The organism is Streptomyces monomycini (genome assembly GCF_022271435.1).
Taxonomy (GTDB): domain Bacteria; phylum Actinomycetota; class Actinomycetes; order Streptomycetales; family Streptomycetaceae; genus Streptomyces; species Streptomyces monomycini.
The window spans coordinates 98,944-123,121 of record NZ_JAFIQY010000022.1; the positions used below are offsets into that span (position 1 = coordinate 98,944).

Consider the following 24,178-nt stretch of genomic DNA (forward strand, 5'->3'; position numbering starts at 1 on the left):
ATGATCGAGGCCATAGTCCTGGACGGCTTCCTGGAGGAAGAGACCGTGCCCGGCGACCTGCACGGATCCACAGTCCGGTTCCGGCTGACCGTTTCCCCCACGGACGAGCGGACGGACGAGATGACCCTGCCGTGCGCCGTCACCGACCCGGTGATGGCGGCCGCCGTCCTGCACGACCTGCTCCCCGGCGACAAGCTGCGCGTCACCGGTCATCTGCGGCTGCCTCGAGCCCCGCACGAACCGATGTCGCTGGCCGTCACCGCCCTCGAAGTCCTCGCCACCGCACCCGTCCTCACCGACTCCGCCGGAGCCTTCACCACGGTGCTGGACCGGTACGGCCCGTACGTCTGTTACGTCGACGCCGACACCGACCAAGTCCCGGTGTGGACCGAAACCGGGGTCTGGGTCGGCTGCGCGGACAGCCCCGGTGACGTCAGCGGCCTGCTCGAACGCTTTGAGCAGCGCCAGGCCGCCGACGGCGAATAGCCAAAGACACCGTGCCGATCCGGCCCGAGAACATCCACCGCTACCCGCGCGACTGGCCCCAGATCAGCGCGCGGATCCGCTTCGAGCGAGCCGGCGGCCGCTGCGAGTGCACAGGCCACTGCGGCCTGGCGCACCCCGGCGGCCGCTGCGCCGCAGTCCACGGCCAGGATCATCCGGACACCGGCTCCGTGGTGGTCCTGACCACCGCCCACCTCAACCACCAGCCGGAGGACGTGAGAGAAGAGAACCTCCTCGCCGCCTGCCAGCTGTGCCACCTGCGCATCGACCACGGCCACCACCGAATCACCCGCTCGATCACCCTGGCCGCCCGAGCGGCCGCCGCCGGGCAGCTCGGCTTCCTCGCCGACGCCGACCTGGAACGCATCGAGCCGCCGACCCCGCCGCGGCCGCCCGCACTCCGCACAGCATCTCCCGTGCTCCAGCTCTCCTTCACTGATCAGGAGGTTTCCTGATGCCTAATCAGACCACGCGCACCGTGCGCACTGTCCTCAAGCGCTTCCCTGCGGCCGGCCCCCACGGCTCATGGCCTGCGGACGAGTACGCCGCACAGAAGCAGGCCCAGGGACAGCCCGCCCGGGTCGTCATGGACCTGCACGCCGACGACTTCCTCGTCATCGCCGACAGTCCCGCTCCGCACTGACCCGCCCGCTCTCCGACGGCCGGGACCATCGCCATACGGGCACGGCCCCTGCTGAAGGCTCCCCGCTCATGATCTTTCCAGCCCGTGCCGTGCCCCTGCTGGCCACTCTGGCGCTCCTCGTTCCCACGATGGCTGCCTGTACCGACCGCCGCGACCGGCACTGCGACGGCAGGACACTCACGCCGGCCGCCGCGCTGTCGGCGGTGCAGCGCCCCGGCCCCGGCGGCCACGGTCACGGCAGCGTCGGCAAACCGAACCCGTACTCCAACTCCCAGCAGCTCCACGGATCGAGCAGCCGCTGCCACTGAGCAGCAGCATCCACCCGAACACCTCCTCCGGGCCCGGCCGACGCTGCGTCGTACGGGCCCGGCCGCACCGCGCCGCCGTCGGCCAAGCCCTGGCCGACGGCGGCGCTGTTCCCTTCCACCGCAGCCCCGAATTCGGAGGCACCCGTGACGCCCGACGTGTTCATCGACTCCTTCGGCGCCCGCTGGCAGGACCCGCCCCCGCCGCGCTACCGGGCCGCCGTCCTGTCCATCAACCTCACCGATCGGATGATCAACCCGCCCGACGACCCAGCTGTCTCTGATGCCCTCGCCCGCCAGACCGGACTGGACCCCGAGATGAACACCCACATCCTGGGCACCGCTGGCGCCGCCCGCATCGTCGACGACGCCGTCCACGAACTGACCGCCCTGCTCACCGCCACCGGGGACCGTCCCGTCCAGCTCCTGGTCAACTGCTGGTACGGCAAGCACAGGGCCCCGGCTGTTGCCGACGCCATCGGCCGGCGCCTGGACCTCCACGGTGTACGGGCCACCGTCACTCACCACCACATCAACCGGCCGCCCGTCCCGCGCAAGTACCCGCGGCGCGGCTGCTCGTTCTGCGCGATCATCCACGACGGCGCCGAAGCCACCATCATCCGTGCCTGGTCCGAGACTGTCGCGATCGTGCCGCACCGAGGCGGTTGCACCCCTGGCCACATCCTGGTCATCCCCCGCGGCCACGTCCGCGACTTCACGACCGACCCGGTAGTGGCCGGCATCACCATGCAGCGCACCGCCGAACTCGCCCACGAGCTCGGCATCACCCCGGATGACGACGGAAGCCGTGGCTGCAACACGATCTGCAACGCCGGGAGTGCCGCTACGCAGACGATCTTCCACCACCACCAGCATCTGCTCCCCCGTACCACCGGCGACGGCCTCGCCCTGCCCTGGCCCCACCCCGCGCTCCCCGCACAGAAGAAGGAGGCCGCACGGTGAACCGCTTCTTCCGCCGCTGTGGTCACGCACCCGGCGTCCTCTCCCCTGCCGACCAGGCCGTCGTCGATGCCTTCCGCACCCTGCTCGCCGCCCGCAAGAATCCCCAGCCGTGGACGCCCGGCAACGGCGACGTCGCCGTACGGATCGGCTCGTTCATCGAGCGAGCCCACCCCAGGCCGGGCGATGATCATGGCCCCGAGGTCATCGCCGTGTCCCTGATCCACCCCGCCACCCCGCATGCCTCGCCCTACCTGCACGGCTGTCGGCTCGGCTACACCGCCAGGGGGTGGCTGCGCTGCGAGACGACCGCGATCCTCAGCGCCTGGCAGCCGGCCTACGCGGTGCTCACCCACGCCGCCGCGGATTTGTCCCTGCCCGACGACATCGGTCTGGCTCCGGCGCACTATGGCGTCCACGTCGAAGCCCGCCAACCTGACGGCGCCGGCCACACGCTGCTGCGCCTCGGCCCGTACACCCAGATCATCCACGCCTCCCGTGACGCCGACCGGCTCAACGGCGAGCTGGAAGGCCAGGCGGCCACCATCCTCACTGGATTCACGGTCACCGCGGTGACCGTGCCGTTCGTCGTCAGCGACCACGAGAACTACGTTGACCCGTACCAGACCGACGTCGCCCCGCTCTTGACCACCGTCGCGGAGGTAGGCGCGTGACTGCCGCGACCCGCTACGAGAACGAGACCAGCGGAGACAACGACGGCGCGAGGCACTCCGTCGAAGGTCTTCGGGCTCTCGGTGAGGAGGCAGCCGGCAACGGCGTCGTCACCTGCCGCGATCCCTGTATCACCGGTATCGGCGCCGTCGAAGGTGCGCCTGCCCCCTGGGCGGGTTGACGCGAGAAGGCACGATCAAGGCCTGTGCTCTCCTGCGCACCCGCAGGGAGTACAGGCCTTTTCGCGTTTCCAGTGGAAACGGGCCCGGGCGGTCGACGGTGGCCTGCGGGGCACAGATCGCTGCCGGAGCGTGCGTAAGGCCGGCAGCGCTTCGCTCCCGGGCGGCTGCTCAAGGTTTCTGTCGCTGCCGGCGCTCGTGTTCGGCGAGGTCTTCGGGTGTGCCGACGAATGCGGGGCCGCAGGTGGGCGGCAGCCGTGCAACGACCATCTCCACGGCTTCCTGCGCGGTAGCGGCCGTACCGATCTTTTGTGTTCGCGAGGGCCCTGCGACGTAGTACGCACCACAGTGGTCCGGGCCTGCTGCTGCCGGGCCGATGTACGGCACATCCCACGTCCACCGGAACTCGGTACAGCGGCTGAAGTGCAGTTCCCACATCCCGACCCACGGAAAGAGCTGCCGCAGCTGCGGTTCGGCGTAGGCTGCCGCGACCAACTCGGCGCCGATCCGGTCGCAACCGTGCAGTTCCTGCCATGCCGCTTCCACTATGGCGGCACCTGAGCTGTCCATCGTCATGACGCCATGCTCCAGGTTGCTCGCCGCTGGTGCACACCGCGGCCTGCGCACCGGTTGGTATGCGGTCTCGTGCGGCTGCCGGGTCATCTCCAGGTCGTGGCGGTGGCTACGGTGCGGGCCTGCGCAGGCCTGTCCGGGGTGCCGTACCGGATTTCGACGCGGGGGTGGGTCTTCAGGAAGTCGGGGTCGGCGATGACGACCTGCGCCGGGGTGTCAACGGTGCGCTGCGGGATGTCGGTGTCGAGGAACCAGCCGAACTCTCCGGTGGCCGGGGCGTAGAGGAAGAACGCGCCGCCTGAGTACTCCTGCTCGGCCAGATCGGTGTTGAGGACCAGCGCCCAGTAGTGGACGGGGTTGCCTGCGGGCCACATCGTGCGCTGTTCGGCATGCAGCCCGCGCAGGTCGATCCCTTCGAAGGGGTCGTCCACCGCGACGGTGGCCGCGCGCGTCTGGGCCGGTACGGGGGCACTGAGCGATGGTGTGGCCGCCTGGGCCCCCGAGGCGAAGGCGTGGCCGCTCAGAGCCACTGTCGTCAGGACTACTGCTGCGGCGCGGAAGGCGATGCGAAGCGACATCCTTGTCTCCGGTTCTCCTAGTGCGCGGAAGCCAGGTCCAGGTCCGCGGGGAGCGTGCTGCAAGGGTGATCGTCTTGGCTGGGTGCGGAGCGCGGCAACTGCTCCCAGCGGGATCGAGCCACGGCTCACCGGCGTCGTACCGGAGAAAACGGCGGCCCGGGTCGTCCCGGCGTTGGTTTCGCACACCTGCCGGTCAGGTCTGTGACGCGGCGAGCAGTTCCAGCGCGCGTTGTCTGAGGTGGGTGTCGGCGTCTGCGGCGTTGCCGGAGTCGAAGGGCGGGTGCGGGTCGTATTCGACGGCGAGCTGGATGGCTTGGGCCGTGTCCTCTCCCGCGATCAGGTAGGCGAGGTAGAGGGCCATGTCGATGCCCGCTGACACACCGGCCGCGGTGATGATCTTTCCGCTGTGTACGTACCGCTGTGGCAGGTATGTCACGCCGAAGGCTGACTGCAGGTACTCGGCGGAAGCCCAGTAGGTCGTGGCCTGCTTGCCTTCCAGGAGGCCGGCCGCGGCCAGGATGAGGCTGCCGGTGCACACGGAGGTGGTCCAGAGGCTCTGCCGGTGTATCTGACGGATCCAGTCCAGCAGTGCCTGGTTGTTCATCGCGCCGAGGGTGCCGCGGTTGCCCGCGCCCGGCACGAGCAGGACGTCGAGCCGGTCGACCTCGGCGATGCAGCGGTCGGCGACCATGGCCACGTCACGGGTGTCGGTACGGACCGCCCCGCGCTTCTCGGCGATCATCGTGACGGATGCGCCCGGCAGCCGTGCCAGGATTTCGGCCGGCCCGGTGGGGTCCAGCAGGCTGTAGCCGTCGTACAACAGGATGCCGACGTGCGGCGTGCCCGGGGACGGCGCGGCGTGTGCCGTGCCGGCAAGGGCCGGCCCGACGGCGAGCGCGGCCGTGGCCACGCTGCCGCGCAGCATATTTCTGCGTGACGTCGAAGGTGTCATGGTCCGGGAGTGTGCCGTGCCGGCGCCGGGCGCGCGGGCGGCATGTCCGGCATCTTGCGCATCCTGTCCCCGGTGATCCCGTAGCGGCTCAAGAACGCCTGGCGCAGCGTTTCCGATGACGTGAATCCGCAGCGGCGCGCGATCGCCGTCATGGGCAGGGAGCTGGATCTGACCAGGTGGGCCGCGGCTTCGGTGCGCGCGGCGCGTACGGCGCGTGCCGGGGTGGTGCCGAGGTGGGCGGTGAACAGGCGACTCAGGTGCCGGGAGCTGATGCCTGCCCGGGCCGCCAGGGCCGCTGGGCTCAGGTCTTCGCTCAGGTGACCGGTGATGTAGCCGGTCAGGTCGCGCACCAGCCGGTCCTGCGGCGGAGGGTCGGCCAGGAACACGGAGATCTGGGCCTGGTCGGCCGGCCGGTGCAGATGGGTGACCAGTTCTCGGGCCACGGCGCGGGCCAGCGTCGGCCCGTGGTCGTCCTCGATGAGCGACAGCGTCAGGTCGAGTGCGCTGGTGACTCCGGCCGACGTGTAGATGTTGCCGTCGCGTATCCACAAGGGCGCTACGTCCACCGCCACCGTCGGATGGTGCTCAGCCAGCCGGCTGCCCCACCCCCAATGGGTCGTCACTCTGCGGTGGTTGAGCAGGCCGGCGGCCGCCAGCACATAGGCCCCGGTGCACACGGCTGCTACCCGCCGGCTGCGTCCGGCCAGCCTGCGCACCTGCTCCAGCAGCAGCTCGTCGGCCGCCGCGTCCTCACAGCCGACGCCGCCCACGACGATCAGCGTGTCCAGGCGGCCGGTCACCGCCCCCAGCTCCTGCTGCGCCCCCAGTGCGATCCCGGACGAGGTGTGGACGGCCCGGCGGCCGAGCGTTCCCAGCTCGATGGAGTAGGGCGGTGCCGCACCGTAGCGGTTGGCGATGTCCAAAGCGCCGCTCGGGCAGGCGATGTCGAGAATCTGCGCACCGTCGTAGCCGACGATCACAACGCGCCGCTGGTCAGTCATAGCCCCGATAGCAGCACATCCGCCGGCTCCGCCGGTCCGATGCCCGTTCCGCGCAGCGCACGGGCAAGCCCTTGGGAGGTTCTTGCGGCCGCTGCCGATCAGGTACGTAAGCGTTCAGGGCCAAGCGCAGGCATACCCACGAGACCGCCAACGGCCTCGGCTGGCGTCTGGCCGTGCTGCTACGGCCTGGGCGGAAACCTCACCACTTCCGGCGCCCGTCCACACGTGCCGTCTGCTCGGCCAACGGCGTTCCCCGCTCCCCGCTCCCCCGGGGGCCGGGTGACGGAAGCGGGGAACGGCCGAATGACAGGCGGCTGCCGCGCCGCACCCGCGCCCGCCTCTCTGCTGCCGTAGCCCTGCTGCATGAGCTGAAGGTATGCCTCCCGCTCACGCAGCAGACGGCGCCTTCCACCAGGCCCCGGTTCTCCCGGATCTCGAACTCCATCGCACCCCCTGAGCTGGGGTGTTGCGACGACTCCTAGAACCCAAGCTGTCCAGCGGGGGCTTGATGGAGTCGGGTGCGTCGGCGGGCTATGCCCGGCTCGCGGTCTGCGCGGCGTTGTAGACGGCCTGTTCCTCGGCGCCGAAATGGGTGGAGCTCATGTTGGGGCCCTGCACCCAGCCGAGGAGGCCGATGATCTGGGCGGGGTCGTCGTAGCGGGAGAAGACGCCGACCTGGAGGCCTGCGCCGGTGGCCGGGTCGAAGTTCTGCAGCAGGGCCCCGCCGCTGCAGCCGGGCGACTGGGCGCCGGCCATCACGTCGTTGTAGTAGACGGGGTCGTTGCGCGTGGTGCCCTGGGTGACCATGAGGCTGCGGCCGTCGAAGGTCCGCTGGAGTGGGGCGGGGACGTTGCCGGGGCGGTAGTAGTTGCGTTCGTTGATGGTCGGGTAGCCGAAGATGTGGTGGGTCTGGTTCTGCGGCTGGTTGAAGCCGACGTCTTGGCCTCCGGTGACCTCGCCGATCGGGCGCGGGTCGTCGGGGCTGGCGACCAGGACCGCGGCCATGTCGCGCCCCAGCAGCCAGTCGGCGCTCTGGCTCCAGGTGTTGGTGATCCATTGGCGGGTCACGCCCCAGACGCCGTAGGGGGCGATGTCCTTGCCGGGCAGCTGGGTGCTGGCGGGGTCACGGGGCAGATTCGCTCCGTTGAAGCCCGGTACGAAGACCATGTTGGTGGCGACGACGTTGCCGAAGCCCACATTCAGCGGGGTGTGGATGCGCAGGCAGTGGGCGGCGGTCAGCACGACGCTGCGGTTGGCGCTGCTGACGACGTTGCCGGAGCACGAGGACGTCGAGACGGCGCCGGTCTCCACGTCCGTGTACTCCATGAAGATCTTCCCAGCGGTGCGGGAGACCAGTCCGTGCTTGCGCGGCCACGGCTTGCTGAGGTCGTCCCAGCCTCCCGGCGGCGCGGTGGCGTCCTGGTCCTCGTTGTTGAGGCCGGCGTCGGCCATCTTTCCGAGGGTCCAGTACTCCACCTCGGCCCGGAGCCTCTTTTCATAGTCGGGGCCGGCCGGGACCAGCGGGCTGAGCTCAAAGGCGGGCACTGCGGCCGCGTGTGCCGCAGGCGCCGCCGCGGTGAGCAGCGCGGCCACCAGTGCGAGCAGGCCGAGTACGGCGGTGACCCCGCGTCTGGACGGCATGGTGATGAGCAAGGCTCTTCCCTTCTGGGCGGTCCGTGAAAGGCGGTCCGGCGGATGACTGAGCGACTTTGTGCCCGGGCGGTGCGGGGCGCGGCGGACGGGCCTTACGGGTTGGCGGTCACCTCGAAGCCCGCGCCGAAGACGCCGGCCGGGGCCGCGCGGTCGCGGGCGCGCAGGTCGGCGAGGATGTTGGCTGAGCTGGTGTACTCGAACGGCGGCAGGGACAGGGTGATGGCCTTGGTGATCCCGGCCCAGGGGCCGGAGGCCTGGAAGTTGTTGTCCTGGGAGGGAAGCTCGGTCCCCGGCACGTGCCAGATGGCCGGGCCGCCGGAGTCACCGGTCAGGTTCGCGGCCGCGGACCGGTAGATGCCGCCGCTGTTGTCCATGACGGTCCCGAACCACACGCCCGTCTGGCCCGAGACGATGAGCTCGTTGTCGCCGGTGGCGAGCAGCCGCTCGGTGTCGAGTGCGGGGTGCGGGGCGTTCGGGCTGGGGATCCCGCCCGGGGCCTTCACCTCGCCGGTCTGCTTGAGGTAGGGGCCCTGCGAGGAGAGCGACACCTGCGGAACCAGCTCGATGACCATGTAGTCCTTGGTCATGTGGCCGGTGCCCGAGCCCTCGGGGTCCTTGAAGTAGCGCACATACCCGATCGGGCCGAACTCGGTGTCCGACCGGTCGTACACGGGCGCGACGTCCTCGGGGATCTCGCGGTCCGCGTACGTGCCCTCGGGGTCGTTGAGGCAGTGTCCCGCCGAGATGGCGATGTGGTGGCCGTACTTGTCCGTGCCCACCGCGCCGATGGTGCAGAAGGGGAACGGCAGCGACGGGCTGAAGAGGATCTGCATGCCGTTGTGGACGCGTTTGCCCGCCTCGGCCCGGGCGGCGCCGGCCGCCACGGTCCAGATCATCGTGAGGCTCAGCAGCAGAATGCCCAGTCGTCTGATCATGTGCGCGATCCTGTCTGTCGGGAGAGAAGGTCAGGCAGATGCCGCGAAGGCCGCTTCGAGCCGCGGGACGAAGTCCACGAGGTCCTGCGCCCAGCAGCCGCTGGTGTGGCCGCCGTCGCATGCGGTGCCCCAGCCGGACCCGTCGCCGTAGTCCACGTAGTGCGCGGGGTAGCCGAGGGCGTCCAGACGCTCCTTGGCGTGCTGGGACGCCGACTGCACCCAAAATTCCGGCTCGGTGGCACTGCCCTTGCCGTTGCCGGTGTAGATCGATATGCCCATTCCGGCCCGGGCCAGGACATCCATGTGGGAGACCGGGTCCGCCTCGTTCCAGCGCCAGTCGGCGCCCAGGATCGGGTACGGCGTGCCGAAGACGGCGTCGCTGGAGACCGGGGGCCCGAAGTCGAGGCTGCAGGTGGGGCCGGAACTGCCGCACAGCGGGGCGCCGACATTGGTGAGCGTGGCGACGACGGCCGCGCGCATGACGGCGTGGTTCATCGAGAGTTCGTTGGCGCCGGAGAGCGTGGCGACCTGACTGAACAGATCGGGGTGCCGCTGGGCGTAGTGCAGGGCGCCGAAGCCTCCCATCGACAGGCCGGCGACGGCCCGATCCTGCCGGCCGGCGGCGGTGCGCAGGTTGGCGTCGATGAACGGGATCACCTGGCTGATGTGGAAGGTCTCCCAGTTCTGCGCGCCGGCCACGGTGTCCTGGTCGAGCCAGTTGGCGTACCAGCCCCGGCGGCCGCCGTCTGGAATGACAGTGATCATCGACTGCGCCGCGGTGAGAGCGGGGTAGGCCACGTTCGGGTTGCCCGGGTCGTCGGAGGCGCCGTGCAGGAAGTACAGCACCGGGTAGCGCTTCTCAGGGTGGTCGGCGTAGTCGCCGGGCAGCAGGACCCGGATACGGTGCTCCCCGGCGACCTCGGGCGTGGTCACGGTGATGACGAAGTTGGTGACGGAGCCGGTGACACCGCCGATCTGGGTCAGGCCGAAACCGTCGCGCATCTCCGGCGGCTTCGGGCCCGCTGCCTCGGCCCGGGGGAAAGGGGCGCCCAGCAGTAACAGGGCTGCGGCCGCGGCGACGACTGCTGCCTTCACGCGCAGGAGCCGGGCGGGCAGGGCTGATCTCATCAGGTGTCCTCGGGTGGGCTGGAGGCCAGGTGTCCTCGGGAGGGATGAAGGCCATGGGACGGGTGGTTCAGCCAGTCACCGCGAATCACACCGCAACACCCCGCGTGGCGCCATAGGTCCAGGTGGCGCAGTTGGGCCACTGGCGCGAGTGCGCTACGCACGCAGTACGCTCCGGGAGCCGGACGGACCGGCCCCGGTACGGCGAGGGGGAAGTCGTGCACGACGTGCTGGACCCGCACTCCGACCGGGGACGGCTCTACCGGCTTCTGGTCAGCCACCCGCACGAATCCGCCGCACGGCTGGCGGCCCGGGCCGGCCTGAGCGAGACCGCCGTCCGCACGGTGCTCGAGGAACTCGCCGGCGAAAACGTCGTCGTCACGACGGCCTCCGAGACCGCAGAGGCGGCCTGGGAAGCCACGCCGCCCACGCAGGTCGTCGAGGCGCTGCTGCAGCGCGATGACGCCCTGCGCACTGCACTGCGCCAGACCGGTACCGAACTGGAACGGCTCTACCGCTCCGCCAGGAGGGACGCCGGCCACTACGGCGCGCTGGAAGTCGTCGAGGACCCGGCGCGCATGCTGGCGGTCAGCCGGCAGCTCCAGCAGGCGGCGCACCAGCAGATCCGGGTCATCGACGTACCGCCGTACTCCGGCACGGCCGACCACTACCTCGCGCAGGAAGCGCTGCAGCGGGAGCGGATGGCCGCCGGAGTCGTCTACCGCGCCATCTACCACGGCTCCGCGTTCGACGACCCCATCGCGTGGCCCAACATGGCCCGCATGATCGAGGCGGGGGAACAGGCGCGGACCCTAGACGATCCGCCCATGAAGCTGGCCATCTGCGACAGCGAACTGGCGGTGGTCACCCTCGCCGCCGACGACCACCGCGCCATCGTGTCCCTCCTGATCCGTCCGTCCAGCCTGCTCCAGGCGCTGTCCAACGTCTTCGAATCCCTGTGGAGACTCGCCGTTCCGGTCTCGGCAGCGGGGATCGGTACGCAGATCGACGCCCGGGACCGCCAGATCCTCACGCTCATGGCCAGCGGGGCCACCGACGACGCGATCGCCAGGCACCTGGGGGTGGGGCGGCGTACCGTCGTACGGCGCGTCTCCGCGCTCCTGGACAGGCTGGGCGCCACCACCCGTTTCCAGGCAGGGGTCCAGGCGGCGCGGCGCGGCTGGCTCTGAGGACGCCGGCCGACCGGCCCGAGTGTCCGGTGCCCGGCAGGCACCGCGAGTTCTCCCGGCTTCGACAGCGCAGCAGCACCTAAAGTGCTCCGCATCTTCCGGAAAGGAGCTCTTCAGTACCTCGGCGGCACGGGCTCAGCGACTCACGGAACATTGCGAGGGTGCCGGGCTCTGCTCATGACGCGGTGGGCGCCGGCACCGTACCGGGCGGATTGCCGCAGGGTGTGTCCGTCCACTGTGCCCACGCGGACACCTCCTCGGAGGGCAGCTCCGCCAACTCAGCAGGGCACGAGTCCGCGGTCGCCGGTACGGACGCGTACGGCTCTACCGGATCCGCCGGAGCGGTGCTGGCGGGAACGGCGGCCGCGCACAGCAGGAGCAAAGGGGGCGTCGGCGCGCCGGGTCTGGCGCTCTTCGAAACAGCGAAGCGCTCCCGTCGACCGCATCGACAAAAGTGCCCTGTCGCGCCTGGCCGGCACTTTGTCTGCTACAGAAGCTGCTACCGCTGCGACGGTGTCAGGCATTCCTGGTGGGAGGCCTGATCGTGTCAGGGGCACCGGCGGCTGCGCCGGCGAGAACGTCACCGGAGGTTCAGATGCCTGGTGTCGCGCGCGGTGCCGCGCGAGTCCGATGGGCCTTCCTGGCCCTCGCGATCTGCGCGGCCACAGCAATGGTGAGCCTCCTCTGGGTCCGCTCTGCGTTGACTCTATGGGTGCTGCTCGGCATCTCACTCGTCTCTCTGCAATAGATCATCCTGGGGGCCCGGGAGATCAGAGGAGGCAAACGGCCTGGCTGAGGTCTCTTCTCGTGTCCGGACTCGGGACCGTCAACTCCGGACGACCAGGCATGCAGTTGCTCGCCGGTCGCTCGTTGGGCGGCGTCCACTGGAGGATGCCCTTCCGTGGCTCCGTTCTGGCCGTCGTTGCAAGGCAGGCTGTCGCCTGTGCGCTGCGTTGCCCGTGCCCGCTGCGCGAAGGTGCTGGACGAGGCGGTGCGATGATCGGCTGGAACTGGGCCGCCTGCAACGTGCGTTCGGGGGAACAGGGCGAATCTTGTGCGTGTCATATGACAGTTTGTGCGGTCCCGGTGGCCAGTGGGGCTGCCGCGGCTTTTCTTCCGTGGGGGGAAGATGACGCACTTACGTGCCACGGGCACGCCGTTTCGGCGTGCCCGCAGACAGACCCGGTTGACCGTGACCGCCGCCGCCACCGCCGCTGTCCTGGCGGCCGGGGTGCTGCCGGCGCTGGCCGCACCGTCGCGCCCGCAGGCCGAAGGGTCGGCTTGGGGAGATCACGGGCGGGCCGCGATGCCCGCGGTCAAGCCCGGGGTGAACCGTCCCCCGGCCTCCCGCGCCCAGGCCGTACCGTCCGAGGAGCAGCGGGCCTGGGGGCAGAGGCAGCAGGAACGTCTCACCGGGCGCAGCACCGCCGGGGCCCGCGCGGCGCGGCCTTCGGCCGACGTGACCTCGTTCGTACCCGAGGGGCAGGGCGAGGTGCCCTGGCACCAGATCGACGACTTCCGCATCACCGACGCGCTGGTGGGCCGGATCGACTACTCCACCGGCAACCTGATGCTGGCCGCCACCGACTTCGACATCGCCGGAGTGGGCCAGAAGCTGCAGCTCACGCGGACCTACAACTCGCTGCCCGGCCCCTACGGCATGGTCTCCACCCCGTGGTGGCAGGGGTATGAGCGATGGCTGGACACCTTCTACACCAACCAGGTGATCTGGTACGACGCGACCGGCGCTACCGTCCGCTTCACCAAAAAGGCCGACGGCACCTTCACCACCCCGGCCGGCTACTCCCGCGACCTGGCCAAGAACGCGGACGGCTCTTACACCCTGACCGACCGCAAGTCCGGCACGAAGGAGACCTATGACGCTCACGGTTCGCTGACCAAGGTCACCGACCGCAACCACGGCACCGTCACCGTCGACCGCCACAAGCACACCGACGGCTCCTCCACCGGCTTCAAGGTCACCGATACCCGCTCCGGCCGCTTCATCGACCTGGTCAAGACGGACGCCACGCACTGGAAGGCCACCGACAACGCGGGCCGCACGGTCGCCTACGAGCTCGACGGCACGGGCCACCTGCTCCGTACGACCGATGCCGAGCGCAACACCACCACCTTCGGCTACGACGGCAGCGACCGCCTGGAAAAGATCACCACGGCGGAGTCGCGGGCCACCGTCTTCACCTACGACGGCCTGGGCCGTGTCACTTCCATGCGCCGTTTCAAGGAGGACGGCGGCACCGGCGAGCACGCGCCGACCCACCTGTACACCTACTCCAACGAGGACTCGGCCAACGCCGCTGGCACCACCACCGTCACCGACCCCCGCGGGTACAAGACGGTGTACACCCACAACGCCGACGGGGAGGTCACCAAGGTCACCGACCCGTACGACAAGTCCCGCTCCACGACGTACAAGAACCACCTGACGCAGACCGCGACCGACGCGATGGGCAGCGGCACCACCCCAGGCAACGTCACCACCTACGGCTGGGACACCCGTAACAACCCCACCTCGCTGAAGCTGCCCACCGGCGCCACCTCCGCCCTCGCGGGCTACCAGACCATCGCCGGCGCCGACCTGCCCGGCACGCTGACCACCGCGGACGGCGAGAAGAGCATCTACAAGTACGACACCAACGGCAACCCGGAAAGCATCGCGGTCACCGGCACCGGCGGCGGCCACCAGTACTTCACCCACAACAAGGCCACCCCCACCTGCGGCGGCTTCGAAGGCCAGCGCTGCAGCGTCAACGACGGCCGCAACCAGCCCACCACCAAGACCACCTTCCACTACGACGCCAAGGGCAACCTGGACAAGGCCACCCCGCCCGCCCAGATCAAACCCACCACCTACACCTACGACCCGCTCGGCCGGCCCGCCACCGTCACTGACGGCCGGGGCACCAAGACCACCTACACCTACGACGACCGCGACCGCATCACCGAGGTCACCAGCCCCACCACCAAGGTCACCTACCGCTACGACGGCGACGGCAACCTGCGCGAGCGCACCGACGCCACCGGCACCGTCACCTACCAGTTCGACGCGCTCAGCCGCGAGACCATCCGCACCCTGCAGGACACGTCCCAGACCGTCCTGGCCTACGACGCGGCCGGCAACATCGAGACCTACACCGACCCCGTCGGCAAGACCGTCTACACCTGGGACAAGGCCAACCGCCTCGACACCCTCACCGACCCCACGGGCAAGACCACCCGCTACGAGTACGACAACAACGGCTTCCGCACCAAGACCACCTACCCCGGCGGCACCGTCCAGAAGGTCACCCCCGACAAGTCCAGCCGTCCCGAACACATCACCGCCACCTCCCCCAAGGGCACCCTGACCGACCTCACCTACACCTACCGCTACGGCACCGACAACAAGAGTGACGGCACCAAGATCCGCACTCTGACCGACAAAGCCGACGGCACCCACACCACCTACACCTACGACAGCGCCGGCCGCACCTCCTACACCAACGAGACCAAGAACGGCGCCTCCACCGGCGCCTGGCAGTACTGCTACGACCAGGCCGGCAACCTCACCTCCCTCGGCGCCGCCCACAAGTGCCCCGGCAGCACCACCTTCACCATCAACGACGCCTCCCAGATCACCGCCCGCAGCGCCCACCCCAAGCCCTGGACCTACGACAACGCGGGCAACGAGACCAACGCCGAGGCCACCCGCACCGACGAACGCTGGACCGACTTCTCCCAGCTCGCCTCCATCACCACCGGCGGCACCGCCTACGACGCCGCCTACGGCTCCACCGACAACAGCGAGCGGACCCGCCTCGGCGACACCGTCTTCCACAACGGCCCTCTGGGGCTGGCCGGACAGACCACCGGCGGCACAGACACCGGATTCGTCCGCGAACCGCGGGGCACACTGAACTCCATGAACCGTGGGGGCAAGTCCTACTACTACCTCACCGACGCCCTCGGCTCCGTCGTCGGCCTCGCCGACGAGAGCGGCGCGAAGGTCAACAGCTACGGCTACAGCCCCCGCGGCGTCGCCCGCGCCGCCAACACCGAACAGGTCCCCCAGCCCTACCGCTTCGCCGGCGGCTATCAGGACCCCACCGGCCTCTACCACCTCGGCGCCCGCTACTACGACCCCAGCGTCGGCCGCTTCACCCAGCCCGACCCCTCCGGCCAGGAGAGAAACCCCTACCTCTACGCCAAAGGCGACCCCGTCAACCGCATAGACCCGGTCGGGCTCTACAGCATCAAGGACTGGTTCGGAGACGTGGGCCTTTTCAGCGGAGGTGGCACGGGTGTAGGCGCCGTCGCTGGATGCGCAGCCACAGCGGCGGCCGGTTGCATTCCCGGAGCCGGTCCGGGGGCAGTAGTCGGAGGCGTCGCTGGCGGCGCCATAGGCATCGGGTATGCCACAGGACAAGCCATCAAATCCTGGCTGAAATGACCTCAGAACAGGCAGGAGACACATGAACTGGAATCGCAAGGCCAGCATCCTCGCGTTGCTCATCGCCTGTGCTCTTCTGGGACTGCTGCTGGCCATATTCGGTGTCGGGAAGTGGACTGCTCTCGCCGTCGCACTGATTGTCATCGCCGCCATCACGGCGCTGCTCGTACCACGTATTGTGAACGACCGCAGAAGGCGCTGAGCTACCGTCGACCAAGCTTTCCATGGGCAGGGTGCCAGCGTTTCCGATGGAAACGCTGGCACCCTTGCGTTGCTGTCGTCGCCTGGCGTACTGCTCAAGAGTCTGTGTTGAGGCGTGACAGCTCCGCAGACATGCAGACGGCTGCCGGTACCCTTCGTTTAACATGCACCGGCGGGCGCGCTACGTCGGTCAGACGGTACGAACAATCGTCGGAACGGACCAGGAACCGGCGGGCGGCCTGCCGCTGTAGCCGCCTCGCGCGATCGTGCTCCCGGGGTACTCGGGGCAGTGCTCTGCTCCATGACCTTCACGTGCTGACTGCACGGTTCGGCGCCCTGTACCCGACGCCGAACGGGTGCTAACGAAGTCGGTGCTGAATGGATACGTTGAGGTCCGCCCAACGGTCAGGCGAGCCGCCGTTTCCAGTGGAAACGGCTCGTCGAAGGTGCCCCTCGGCGTCCCGATGGCCCGAAACACGTCGCTCCATGGCGTTTCGCGGGCGAGGCCGAGAGCGGCGTTTCCAGTGGAAACGGCTAGTCTCACCCCGTACCGACTGCAGTTCTGGAGATCCAATGGCAGGCACGCTCCCGCGTCCCAAGCGCAAGAGCACCAAGTCCGCACCCGTCGTGGCCCCTGAAGAGGTCCTGTACACCGACACGGACCGAGACGGGGACACTCTGGATGTGGCGCTGGGGGCTCTGTGCCCCAATCCCTTCAACAAACGGAAGAAGAAGGGGGTGCCCGAACTGGCCGCGACCATCCGGGAGGTCGGGCTCCTGCAGAACATCGCCCACATCCGGGCGGAGACCTGGATCGCGGCTTATCCGGAGACCAAGGATCAGATCACTGCGCCCAATGTGATCCTGTTCGGGGAGCACCGCTGGCTCGCCCTGCAGGAGCTGGGGTGGGACACCATCCCCAGTGTGCTGTGCGACGACAAGGTCAACGAAGCACGCCTCATCACCCTGATCGAGAACCTGCGCCGCGCCCAGCTCGATCCTCTCGAAGAAGCCGAGCACTATCGAGGCCTGCGTGCTGAGGGGCTCTCCTACGAGCAGATCGCGGAGAAGGTCGGCGAGACCGCAGAGGGCGCGATCTCGAAGGGCACGGTCTGGAAGCGGGCCAAGCTGCTTGAGCTGGCCCCTGAAATGCAGCAGGCCCTCAAGGACGGCACACTCAAGGTCAGCGCTGCGGAGAAGGCACAGAAGCTGAGCGACAGCGATCAGAGGGCGTACCTCGGCCTCGTACGCAACGGCGTACGGCCCGCAGAGGCCCATGCGCAGGTCGTCGCCCGACAGCTTCAGCCGGCCGATGCTCCCGTCCCTGAGAACACCGTTTCCAATGGAAACGGCTCCGCGAAGCGGAACTCGGCCGAAATCAAAGCCGTTTCCAAGGGAAACGCCAAGCCCGCCCAGCCCACTCCGCCCGCCCAACGGAAGCCGCAGCCTGCTCCCGCCCACGACAAGGCCGATGCCGACCGCCGGGCGGCAGCCGCCGCACGGGATGCCGCCTGTCGGCTCCTGCTGGAGACCACGGATCTGGCCGATCCCGCGACGCACGAGCTCGTCCTCGGCGTGCTGGCCACCGCGATCCTCGCCCCTCAGCAGCAGTCCGCCGCTCAGCAGCGCGCTTTCACCTGGCTGAAGGAAACCGGACGCCACGGCCTGGACGCCGCCGACGCTGCGTCCTACTTCACCGCCGTGCAGGACTCGGGCGATGCTGCCTCGCAGCGGCTGGCCGCCTTCGCGGTGGCTCTGGCTGCTGCTGAACTCCGCACCATCGCTCGTCGGCGGTCCTGGGGGAGTCGCGAGCGTGCCCACCTCCGGGTTCTCCAGGAGCATGCCGAGTACGAACCGCAGACCGAGTGGGAGAAGAACGAACTCGGAATGGCCGCCGCGGAAGGATCCCGATGAACATCAGCGCCACCATCGACCCGCGCTTTCGCCCACGGGGACGCAACTGGCCCCTCATCTGGGCTTACATCATCGAATGCGGCGGATCCACCAAGTCCACCAGCGCCACCTCTATGGCGGTCACCGCCGCACTGCGCGGCTACCCCGGCGTCGTCTTCGACCTCGACAGCAACATGTCGTCCTCGCTCGTGCTCGGCTACGACGAGACAGCCCTCAAGGGCAAGAAGACCGCACTCGACCTCCTCTACGGAGAAGCCACACTCGACGAGGTCGCCCTGCCCGCGCGCTTCCGCGTCGGCGACGGCTACGACGACGACGATTTTGCGGTCATTCCGAACCTCCGCGTCGTACCCAGCAGCCCGGCCATGGCCGGCGCCGACACCGCCATCGCGGAAGACGCGGACCGCAACGACTGGTTCGCGGAGATCCTGCGCTCCTACCAGGGCGACGACACAGTCTTCTACCTGGACTTCCCGGCGAGCTACGGAAAGATGCCCTACTCCGTCCTGCGCATGCTGGACGAGGACGACTCCGTGATCCCCTCCATCAAGGCCGACCCCAAGGACGTCAAGCTCGTCGCGCGGCTCGTCGACGAACTGGAACGCGTCCGAGACAAAAACCGCGGCCGCCGCTCCGTCCCTGGCCGCCCCACCCTCAACCACCTGATGCTCACCGGCACGCCAACGTCGACGTACAAGGAAGCAGCGGCACGGCGAGCCACCGAGGCTGCCGAGGCGAAGTACGGCTCCGTCCTCCTGCCCTACATCAGGTACTCGGCCGACGCGAAGAAGCTCTACGAAGACGAATGCCCACTGCCAATCCTCCTGCCGAACTCCGTGCCGTCGGTGGACTACCGAAAGGTGATGACGCACCTCGGCTTCGTCGACCTGACAGCTTGAGCGTTTCCACTGGAAACGCTCAAGCGTGACCAGAGTCGGAGAGGGGCGGCTTCCTGCACACGAGAAGCCGCCCCTTCCGCGTACCCTCGGCTGCCGCCTGCTCACGGGACGATGAATATGTCGTGTTCGCCGATGCGGCGCCATATGATGTGCGGCTCGCCGGACGCGCTTGATGCGGAGGCCAGCGCGGAAGCTGTCGGTGCGCAGGTCCTCGACGAAGGCCGCGACGGTGCGGCGGAATTGGTGGCGCTGTTCTGGGGTGAGGCGGTCCAGGTCGGCGGTGAAGTGAGGCAGGCCCTCGTAGGTGGGCACGGCGAACTCCTCCAGGACGCAACGAAGCCCCCGGCCGTTCCTTGAGTTCTAGTGGTCGTCGCAACACCCCAGCTCAGGGGATGCGGCGCGCTCAGTGGTGGCGGATGGTTGGGGGAGTGGTGCGTTGGTGCTCGTTTGATCACGTTAAATCCGGTTGGTGTAGAAGTTCCGGGCGGCTGGTGCTGGTGTGGTCGGCATGCACACGGCCGGGGTCAGTTCTCGTAGCGGGCGCGCATCAGGTCGGCCCACTCCTGCGCGCGGGTCATGTCGCTGGCGCAGCCAGCGCAGTGGGGCACCGTGTCGATCCGGGCGAGGTACGGCAGGTTCGAGCGGACGACAGTGGTCGTGCGCAGCGTGAGAGGGAGGCGACACAGCGGGCAGAGGTCTCCGAAAAGCAGATCGTTGTTCATGCAGCGGAGGATGCACACGTTGGCGGCTTACCGTCGCGGGGTGCCGCGGCGGTGCGCCTGGCGGGCCACCGCGATAACGACTTGGTGAGGCGCTCCCGCCTGGCGGGACGGACCTCGGGTTGCGCGTGTGCTCACGTCAATGCTGTGGCGTCATGGGCCGAGGACTAGCAAGGCGGCGGTTCGCCCAGGGGAGCGGGTGGCGCTATCTCTTCCGCGCAGTGGCGGTCAGCGACGGCCAGCGCCCGCCTCTTTCGGTCGTGTACCGGCCATGAGAACCGCCAAATCGACCGACGCGCGTGGACCGAAGGAGGCAAGATCGGGTGAGCAGCAGCCGTCAAAGAGTGGGGGAGCGGGTGGGGAAGCCGCAGAAGAAGTGAGCAGCTGCAACACATGCGCGACCAGACCGAGGAGACCGCACAGTGAGCGTCACACCCGCGGTCCACGCGGCACTGATCCATGCCATGGACCGGCTCCTGGCCGGCGAACCACAGCACAGCGACGGCAGCCTCACGGTTGCGTCCCTCGCCCGCGAAGCGGGCATTTCACGGGCGACCGCATACCGGGCCACCGAGGCCCTGGAGGCGTTCCGGCAGCGCGTCGACGAACGCACCAGCGGTCCCGACGTTCCCGCGACCCTGCGCGAACGCATCCGCGAGCTCCAAGGCGAACTCCGCGAAGCACGTCGCGCCCGCCACGAAGAGATCACCGACCTTCGCCGGTCCGTCGACACGCTTGCCCAGCACGTCCAGGTCCTCACCCTCGACAACGAACGGCTGCGGGCCGAGTTCGCCCAGCAGGGCACCGTCACGGCGTTTCCAGGGCCCATCATCCAGAATCCCAGGCGAGTGGAGCCTGCCTGATCTGTCATCACGAGCCATCGGCACCAGCGGAGGACGGGCGGTGGTCCTCTTGCTCGGGCCCGTGATCCGAGTGGGGGCGCCGGACTTCAACCACGATGCGACGCCATGACCGAATCACATCAGGGACCTGGTCGAGCAGGCCCTTCAAGGCGAACAAGAAGATGGACACGGCGCCAGCCGCTGCCAGAATCCCTAGGACGATCTGCGCATCCATACTTGGGCCTCTCCTCCGAGTGGAGGGCGGCCGAGCTGAGCGCAAAACTGCATGCAGAGTGGCAGGTGTCTCAGGTCGACCACCCTAAAGACGAGTGATCAACTGAGGCCCTGCCGACGCACAGGCCGTGTCTTGAATTGTCACGATTGACGCGGCATCACCGTGGTGACACGCGCGCCCGAAAGGGACGTCGGACCCATTCCCGTCGCAGCCAGCTCCGCTGACCGTGCCTTACGAACTCTAGTTGCCAGTCGCGCTGTTGTCGTCGATTACGGTGTCAGACAGTGATTCTCCTTTGAGACGACGTCCTCGATCGGGTGATTGTCTCCGTGCGTTCGCGGAGACAGATTCGCTGGTGAGACGGGTAACTGCCCGGATAACGGTGTCGAGGATGACCGCCGCGCCCGGCTCCAGCAGCGCCCGCGCCTCGCGGGTGACCTCGTCCCAGGTGGGGCACAGGGTGATCTCGGCGGCGTACGCGCCGGCCACCGCATCGTCGGCCAGCTCCTGGCGCACGGTCTTCTCGGTGGGCAGGTCCTCGATGCGCTCCCAGTCCAGCTCCCAGCCCCCGGAGTACGGCGAGGCCCAGGCCCACACCGTCACGCCGTGCCGGTCGGCCAGGGCCTGCGCGAAGCCGCGGACGGCGGCGGCCCGGGTCGGGGCGCGCTTGGCGTACTCGCGCAGCGGGGAGACTGCGCCCTTGGGCAGGCCCCGAACTGCTTCCCAGTCGACGCCGGGGATTTCCCGCAGGGCGCGGCGACGTGTGCGCGCAGCGGTCTTGAGGCGGGAGTGGGCTGGGGCGAGGGGATGTCGGCGGCGCGGCGGCCGGTCAGGTGACGTTGGTTTCGAGGGCGGCGATGTAGCGCTTGATGGAGTGGTCGCGGACACCGTCCGAGGCGGGGGCAAGGGGGTCTGCGGTCAGTCCCTTGGCGCGGTCCGCGAGGCCGCCCAGCAGGCTCATCGAGGTGTGGAGTTTGCCGGAGGAGTCGATGTACCTCAGGCTCTCGGCGTGGGTGAAGGCGGGCTCGGGCGGCATCTGCGGGACGATGTCGTTGTTGTTGACGAAGCGGAACGCGCGGTCTTTGAGGCCCTTGTTGTAGGCGTCGGCCAGGGTGCGGTCGCAGGTGCGGGGCTGGCCGTAGGTATAGATGCCGTCCGCTTGCAGCCTCGGCTCCTCCAGGTACATCCGCGCCCCGGCGAGCATCGCCAGGGCGCCGCCGAGGCTATGGCCGGTGAACCACACCGTCTGGCTGCCGGTGCGCAGTTCGGTCAGGGTGTCCTTGAGGCCGGGGTAGATCGCCTGGAGGGCTTCGGCGAAGCCGTAGTGGACGTAACCGGTCCGGGCCGGGCCACGGGGGAGTGGTGGCGTCCGAGAGCCAGTCGCGGATCTGCGCCGGTTCCGTGCCGCGGAAAGCAGTGATGATCATGTGGTCGCTGGCGGCGGTGTAGGCCTGGGTGTCCTCCAGCGGGAACGGCGGGGTGAAGCGTGTGTGGTGGTGGCGCACCGTCTCGAAGCCCCAGTCGCGGGCCCGTGCTTCGATGGTGGCTTCGTCCTTATAGGCCAGGTCGGACGCCTGGGCCAGCCAGTAGGCCAGCGCGAGGCTGTAGCCGCTGGTGGAACGGTGGTCGATCATGGCCGGTGCGGTCACGGGGCGGGTCCTTTCGCTCGGCTCGACGGCCGTGCCGCGCACCGGTCCGTTCGGCGCGCGGCGGACGTCTGGCATGCCATTCACCCGATTCCTGCGCAGTGTCATCCGGTTTGATGCACTATTCACTCTTTTGCTTTGTTGTGCGGGATTCTCCTGGCCTGACACCGGTCGCCGTGGTGCAGGGGAGTGGTCTGCGGCGGCGCACAGGCCGGGCCGTTACCGTGTGGGTAGGGCTGCTACGTGCCGCCGTTCCCGCTGCCCGCCGCCCTCGCGCTGGCGCGCCCCGTCGACGAGATCCGCACCGGACCGGGGTGGACGATGGAGACCAAGGTCGACGGTTCTCCAGACACTCAAATGTGTCTCATCTGATGCCGCCGTAGCTTCCTGAGCAGTGGCTCCGTTAGCGCCGATGTCGGGTTCTTCGGAACCGCGTTGCGATCCACGGAGCCGCGGTGCAGTTGTTCTTCACGGACAGGCGCAAGGTCTGGAAGGTCGGCGAGGTCGTGTCGTCGCCCAGTTTTTCTGTGTGGTTGGTGTTGCTGTGAGCTGGGGTTTCTCATCATTTCTGGGTTGGTTCGGTGTGCTCGGGGTGTGGGGGCTGAGTGGGCTGTGGCTGTCTGACATGTGCGTTTGTGGTGTGTGCGGGTTGGTTGAGCGGGGTGCAGTTTCACTGAGCCGCTACTTGGTGTGGCCGTCGGGTGGTGTGTCGGTGAGGTGGTTGGCGGGCGGGCCCGGGTTTTTCAAGGCTGAGCTTGGGTGTTGACGCTTGCTGGGTGTTCGGCTTGTTGGATGGAGAGGGGCCAGCAGGGGCATGTGGGGCCAGGGGGAGGGGCGTGGTTGGGGTGGGCCGGGTCGGCGTTGTGGTCCGGCGGTGGGGAGGCGCTGGTGTGGCCGCAAGTTGGCGAACTGCTGGTCATGCTGTTGTCGGCCGCGCCATCATTTACTGACGTCTCACGTGGATGAAGGGCTGCTCGTTGTGCTGATCTACGCCTTCCGTGATGCCTGCGGCACTTGGTACGGCGATCCTGACGCTGCTGTCCACGACAGCCAGCCGGGGCGCGGGGTATTGACCATGCCGCGCACGGCGTCAGGTGAGGCCCCTGGCCTGTTCGATGGCCAGCGTATCGAGGTTCTCTATGCGGCATGTGACCTGGAAGCGAGCCAGACGAGCTACCGGCTCGACGACGGTGATTCTTTCGTTGCTACCTGGCATGTTCACGAATTACTGTCTCCGGTCTACCAGCGTGTGTGCACGACCTCTGCTGACGGACGGGATGCGGCTGCAGTGAGACTTGAGGTCAGCAGCTCACACCGTCGCTACAGCCTGCAGGCCGACGTCCTGGCAGAGGGCCGTGTCGGGATCACTGTCGTCGTCTGTTCCCCTGACGGCGTCATCCATGGTGAACTGACCGGCGAGATAGACGTGTGTGACGTCAATGAGGTTGGCCGCCTTATCGTCTCCGCTCCCGTCGTCTCCGCTGTGGAGACTGCTCCCTCGACTACCTTTCCGGCCGCCATCAAAGCCACCCGCCCTGGTCAGGCGTGGACCTCCGAGGCCGTCGCCTATCTCGAAGAGCACTACCGAGCGGGCAAGGGGCCAGGGCAACTGGCTGAAGAACTTGGGCGCAGTGAGAAATCCATCCGCTGGAAGCTCTACGGGCTCAAACTCGCGCCTTACCCCAGCGACCTGGTGCCCGCACCGCGCCCTGCGGCTGAACCAGAAGTGTCTAAGGCGTACACCGTGGAGGACAAGCGGCGGCTGCACCCTAATGCGTACAAATCCTGGTCGCCCGAAGATGAGCAGCGGCTCGCAAAGCGCTGCGCCCAAGGTGTCTCTCTCTCCGAGCTGTCACAGGAATTCGGCCGCAATGAAGGAGCAATCGCCTCTCGGCTACTGAAGATCCAGGCTGAAGGGCTGGCCGCTGATGAAGCCTGGGAGTATGGCGGGTAGGACGCCACCGAACTGACGCTCGTGACGTGTAAAGCCGCCTCTGTGCTG

General features: G+C 68.5%; 24 protein-coding genes and 1 pseudogene. 14 read left to right on the forward strand and 11 right to left on the reverse strand.

Features of this window, described 5'->3' with window-relative positions; genetic code table 11:
- From JXZ78_RS23890 to JXZ78_RS23915, 6 genes are all read left to right on the forward strand, one after another.
- Positions 1 to 486, forward strand: a complete 486-nt coding sequence (locus JXZ78_RS23890; protein ID WP_030019321.1) for a hypothetical protein — start codon at positions 1 to 3, stop codon at positions 484 to 486.
- A gap of 11 nt (positions 487 to 497) precedes the next feature.
- Positions 498 to 959 carry a hypothetical protein gene (locus tag JXZ78_RS23895; RefSeq protein ID WP_030019320.1) on the forward strand — a complete coding sequence of 154 codons (462 nt, stop codon included), beginning with the start codon at positions 498 to 500 and terminating at the stop codon, positions 957 to 959.
- Complete coding sequence (locus tag JXZ78_RS23900) at positions 959 to 1,147, forward strand: DUF8839 family protein (RefSeq protein WP_030019319.1); 189 nt, start codon at positions 959 to 961, stop codon at positions 1,145 to 1,147. The genes JXZ78_RS23895 and JXZ78_RS23900 overlap by 1 nt, the downstream gene beginning before the upstream one ends.
- A 68-nt stretch (positions 1,148 to 1,215) precedes the next feature.
- On the forward strand, positions 1,216 to 1,455 hold the full coding sequence (locus JXZ78_RS23905) for a hypothetical protein (protein ID WP_030019318.1): 240 nt from the start codon (positions 1,216 to 1,218) through the stop codon (positions 1,453 to 1,455).
- Between the two features lie 144 nt (positions 1,456 to 1,599).
- On the forward strand, positions 1,600 to 2,415 hold the full coding sequence (locus tag JXZ78_RS23910) for an HIT family protein (RefSeq protein WP_030019317.1): 816 nt from the start codon (positions 1,600 to 1,602) through the stop codon (positions 2,413 to 2,415).
- Entirely contained in the window at positions 2,412 to 3,086 is a 675-nt protein-coding gene (locus JXZ78_RS23915) for a hypothetical protein (protein ID WP_030019316.1), read from the forward strand. The genes JXZ78_RS23910 and JXZ78_RS23915 overlap by 4 nt, the downstream gene beginning before the upstream one ends.
- Positions 3,087 to 3,434: 348 nt before the next feature.
- Here the strand turns inward: JXZ78_RS23915 and JXZ78_RS23920 are convergent, their stop codons facing one another.
- The 7 genes from JXZ78_RS23920 to JXZ78_RS23950 all read right to left on the reverse strand — a co-directional run bounded on the left by JXZ78_RS23920 (position 3,435) and on the right by JXZ78_RS23950 (position 10,083).
- The gene (locus JXZ78_RS23920) at positions 3,435 to 3,839 is read right to left on the reverse strand and encodes a DUF6193 family natural product biosynthesis protein (RefSeq protein WP_238783329.1); all 405 of its coding nucleotides are present in this window, start codon (positions 3,837 to 3,839) and stop codon (positions 3,435 to 3,437) included.
- Between the two features lie 83 nt (positions 3,840 to 3,922).
- Positions 3,923 to 4,414 (reverse strand): hypothetical protein, encoded by a 492-nt coding sequence (locus JXZ78_RS23925; RefSeq protein WP_157851524.1) that lies wholly within the window; start codon positions 4,412 to 4,414, stop codon positions 3,923 to 3,925.
- A gap of 193 nt (positions 4,415 to 4,607) precedes the next feature.
- Complete coding sequence (locus JXZ78_RS23930; RefSeq protein ID WP_030019312.1) at positions 4,608 to 5,366, reverse strand: DJ-1/PfpI family protein; 759 nt, start codon at positions 5,364 to 5,366, stop codon at positions 4,608 to 4,610.
- Positions 5,363 to 6,367, reverse strand: a complete 1,005-nt coding sequence (locus JXZ78_RS23935; protein ID WP_030019311.1) for a GlxA family transcriptional regulator — start codon at positions 6,365 to 6,367, stop codon at positions 5,363 to 5,365. The genes JXZ78_RS23930 and JXZ78_RS23935 overlap by 4 nt, the downstream gene beginning before the upstream one ends.
- A 531-nt stretch (positions 6,368 to 6,898) precedes the next feature.
- Positions 6,899 to 8,008: a trypsin-like serine peptidase gene (locus JXZ78_RS23940; protein WP_157851523.1), complete on the reverse strand. Its 1,110-nt coding sequence runs from the start codon at positions 8,006 to 8,008 to the stop codon at positions 6,899 to 6,901.
- A gap of 104 nt (positions 8,009 to 8,112) precedes the next feature.
- Positions 8,113 to 8,955, reverse strand: coding sequence for a chymotrypsin family serine protease (locus tag JXZ78_RS23945; RefSeq protein ID WP_030019309.1), 843 nt, complete (start codon positions 8,953 to 8,955; stop codon positions 8,113 to 8,115).
- Positions 8,956 to 8,985: 30 nt separating this feature from the next.
- Complete coding sequence (locus JXZ78_RS23950) at positions 8,986 to 10,083, reverse strand: alpha/beta hydrolase (protein ID WP_050502308.1); 1,098 nt, start codon at positions 10,081 to 10,083, stop codon at positions 8,986 to 8,988.
- 215 nt (positions 10,084 to 10,298) lie between these two features.
- Here JXZ78_RS23950 and JXZ78_RS40835 point away from each other — a divergent pair, with 215 nt between their 5' ends.
- From JXZ78_RS40835 to JXZ78_RS23975, 5 genes are all read left to right on the forward strand, one after another.
- Positions 10,299 to 11,270, forward strand: a complete 972-nt coding sequence (locus JXZ78_RS40835) for a LuxR C-terminal-related transcriptional regulator (RefSeq protein ID WP_030019307.1) — start codon at positions 10,299 to 10,301, stop codon at positions 11,268 to 11,270.
- A gap of 1,192 nt (positions 11,271 to 12,462) precedes the next feature.
- Positions 12,463 to 15,720, forward strand: a complete 3,258-nt coding sequence (locus tag JXZ78_RS23960) for an RHS repeat-associated core domain-containing protein (RefSeq protein WP_030019306.1) — start codon at positions 12,463 to 12,465, stop codon at positions 15,718 to 15,720.
- A gap of 22 nt (positions 15,721 to 15,742) precedes the next feature.
- Positions 15,743 to 15,922, forward strand: coding sequence for a hypothetical protein (locus JXZ78_RS23965; RefSeq protein ID WP_030019305.1), 180 nt, complete (start codon positions 15,743 to 15,745; stop codon positions 15,920 to 15,922).
- Between the two features lie 572 nt (positions 15,923 to 16,494).
- Positions 16,495 to 17,835 carry a ParB/RepB/Spo0J family partition protein gene (locus JXZ78_RS23970; protein ID WP_030019304.1) on the forward strand — a complete coding sequence of 447 codons (1,341 nt, stop codon included), beginning with the start codon at positions 16,495 to 16,497 and terminating at the stop codon, positions 17,833 to 17,835.
- Positions 17,832 to 18,734 carry a ParA family protein gene (locus JXZ78_RS23975; RefSeq protein WP_030019303.1) on the forward strand — a complete coding sequence of 301 codons (903 nt, stop codon included), beginning with the start codon at positions 17,832 to 17,834 and terminating at the stop codon, positions 18,732 to 18,734. The genes JXZ78_RS23970 and JXZ78_RS23975 overlap by 4 nt, the downstream gene beginning before the upstream one ends.
- A gap of 524 nt (positions 18,735 to 19,258) precedes the next feature.
- Here the strand turns inward: JXZ78_RS23975 and JXZ78_RS23980 are convergent.
- Positions 19,259 to 19,456, reverse strand: a complete 198-nt coding sequence (locus JXZ78_RS23980; protein WP_030019301.1) for a hypothetical protein — start codon at positions 19,454 to 19,456, stop codon at positions 19,259 to 19,261.
- A gap of 419 nt (positions 19,457 to 19,875) precedes the next feature.
- Between JXZ78_RS23980 and JXZ78_RS23985 the strand changes: the two genes are divergently transcribed.
- Positions 19,876 to 20,316 (forward strand): helix-turn-helix domain-containing protein, encoded by a 441-nt coding sequence (locus tag JXZ78_RS23985; RefSeq protein WP_030019300.1) that lies wholly within the window; start codon positions 19,876 to 19,878, stop codon positions 20,314 to 20,316.
- Between the two features lie 7 nt (positions 20,317 to 20,323).
- Here the strand turns inward: JXZ78_RS23985 and JXZ78_RS23990 are convergent, their stop codons facing one another.
- From JXZ78_RS23990 to JXZ78_RS24000, 3 genes and pseudogenes are all read right to left on the reverse strand, one after another.
- A complete protein-coding gene (locus JXZ78_RS23990; RefSeq protein ID WP_033037417.1) occupies positions 20,324 to 20,530 on the reverse strand; it encodes a hypothetical protein in 207 nt (68 codons plus the stop codon).
- A 240-nt stretch (positions 20,531 to 20,770) separates the two neighbouring features.
- A complete protein-coding gene (locus tag JXZ78_RS23995) occupies positions 20,771 to 21,133 on the reverse strand; it encodes a hypothetical protein (RefSeq protein WP_030019299.1) in 363 nt (120 codons plus the stop codon).
- A 226-nt stretch (positions 21,134 to 21,359) separates the two neighbouring features.
- Positions 21,360 to 22,179 (reverse strand): annotated as a pseudogene (locus JXZ78_RS24000) (lipase family protein).
- A 240-nt stretch (positions 22,180 to 22,419) separates the two neighbouring features.
- Here JXZ78_RS24000 and JXZ78_RS40380 point away from each other — a divergent pair.
- On the forward strand, positions 22,420 to 22,548 hold the full coding sequence (locus tag JXZ78_RS40380; protein ID WP_275128083.1) for a hypothetical protein: 129 nt from the start codon (positions 22,420 to 22,422) through the stop codon (positions 22,546 to 22,548).
- A 586-nt stretch (positions 22,549 to 23,134) separates the two neighbouring features.
- Positions 23,135 to 24,130, forward strand: coding sequence for a hypothetical protein (locus JXZ78_RS24005; RefSeq protein WP_238783330.1), 996 nt, complete (start codon positions 23,135 to 23,137; stop codon positions 24,128 to 24,130).
- Positions 24,131 to 24,178 lie beyond the last annotated feature (48 nt).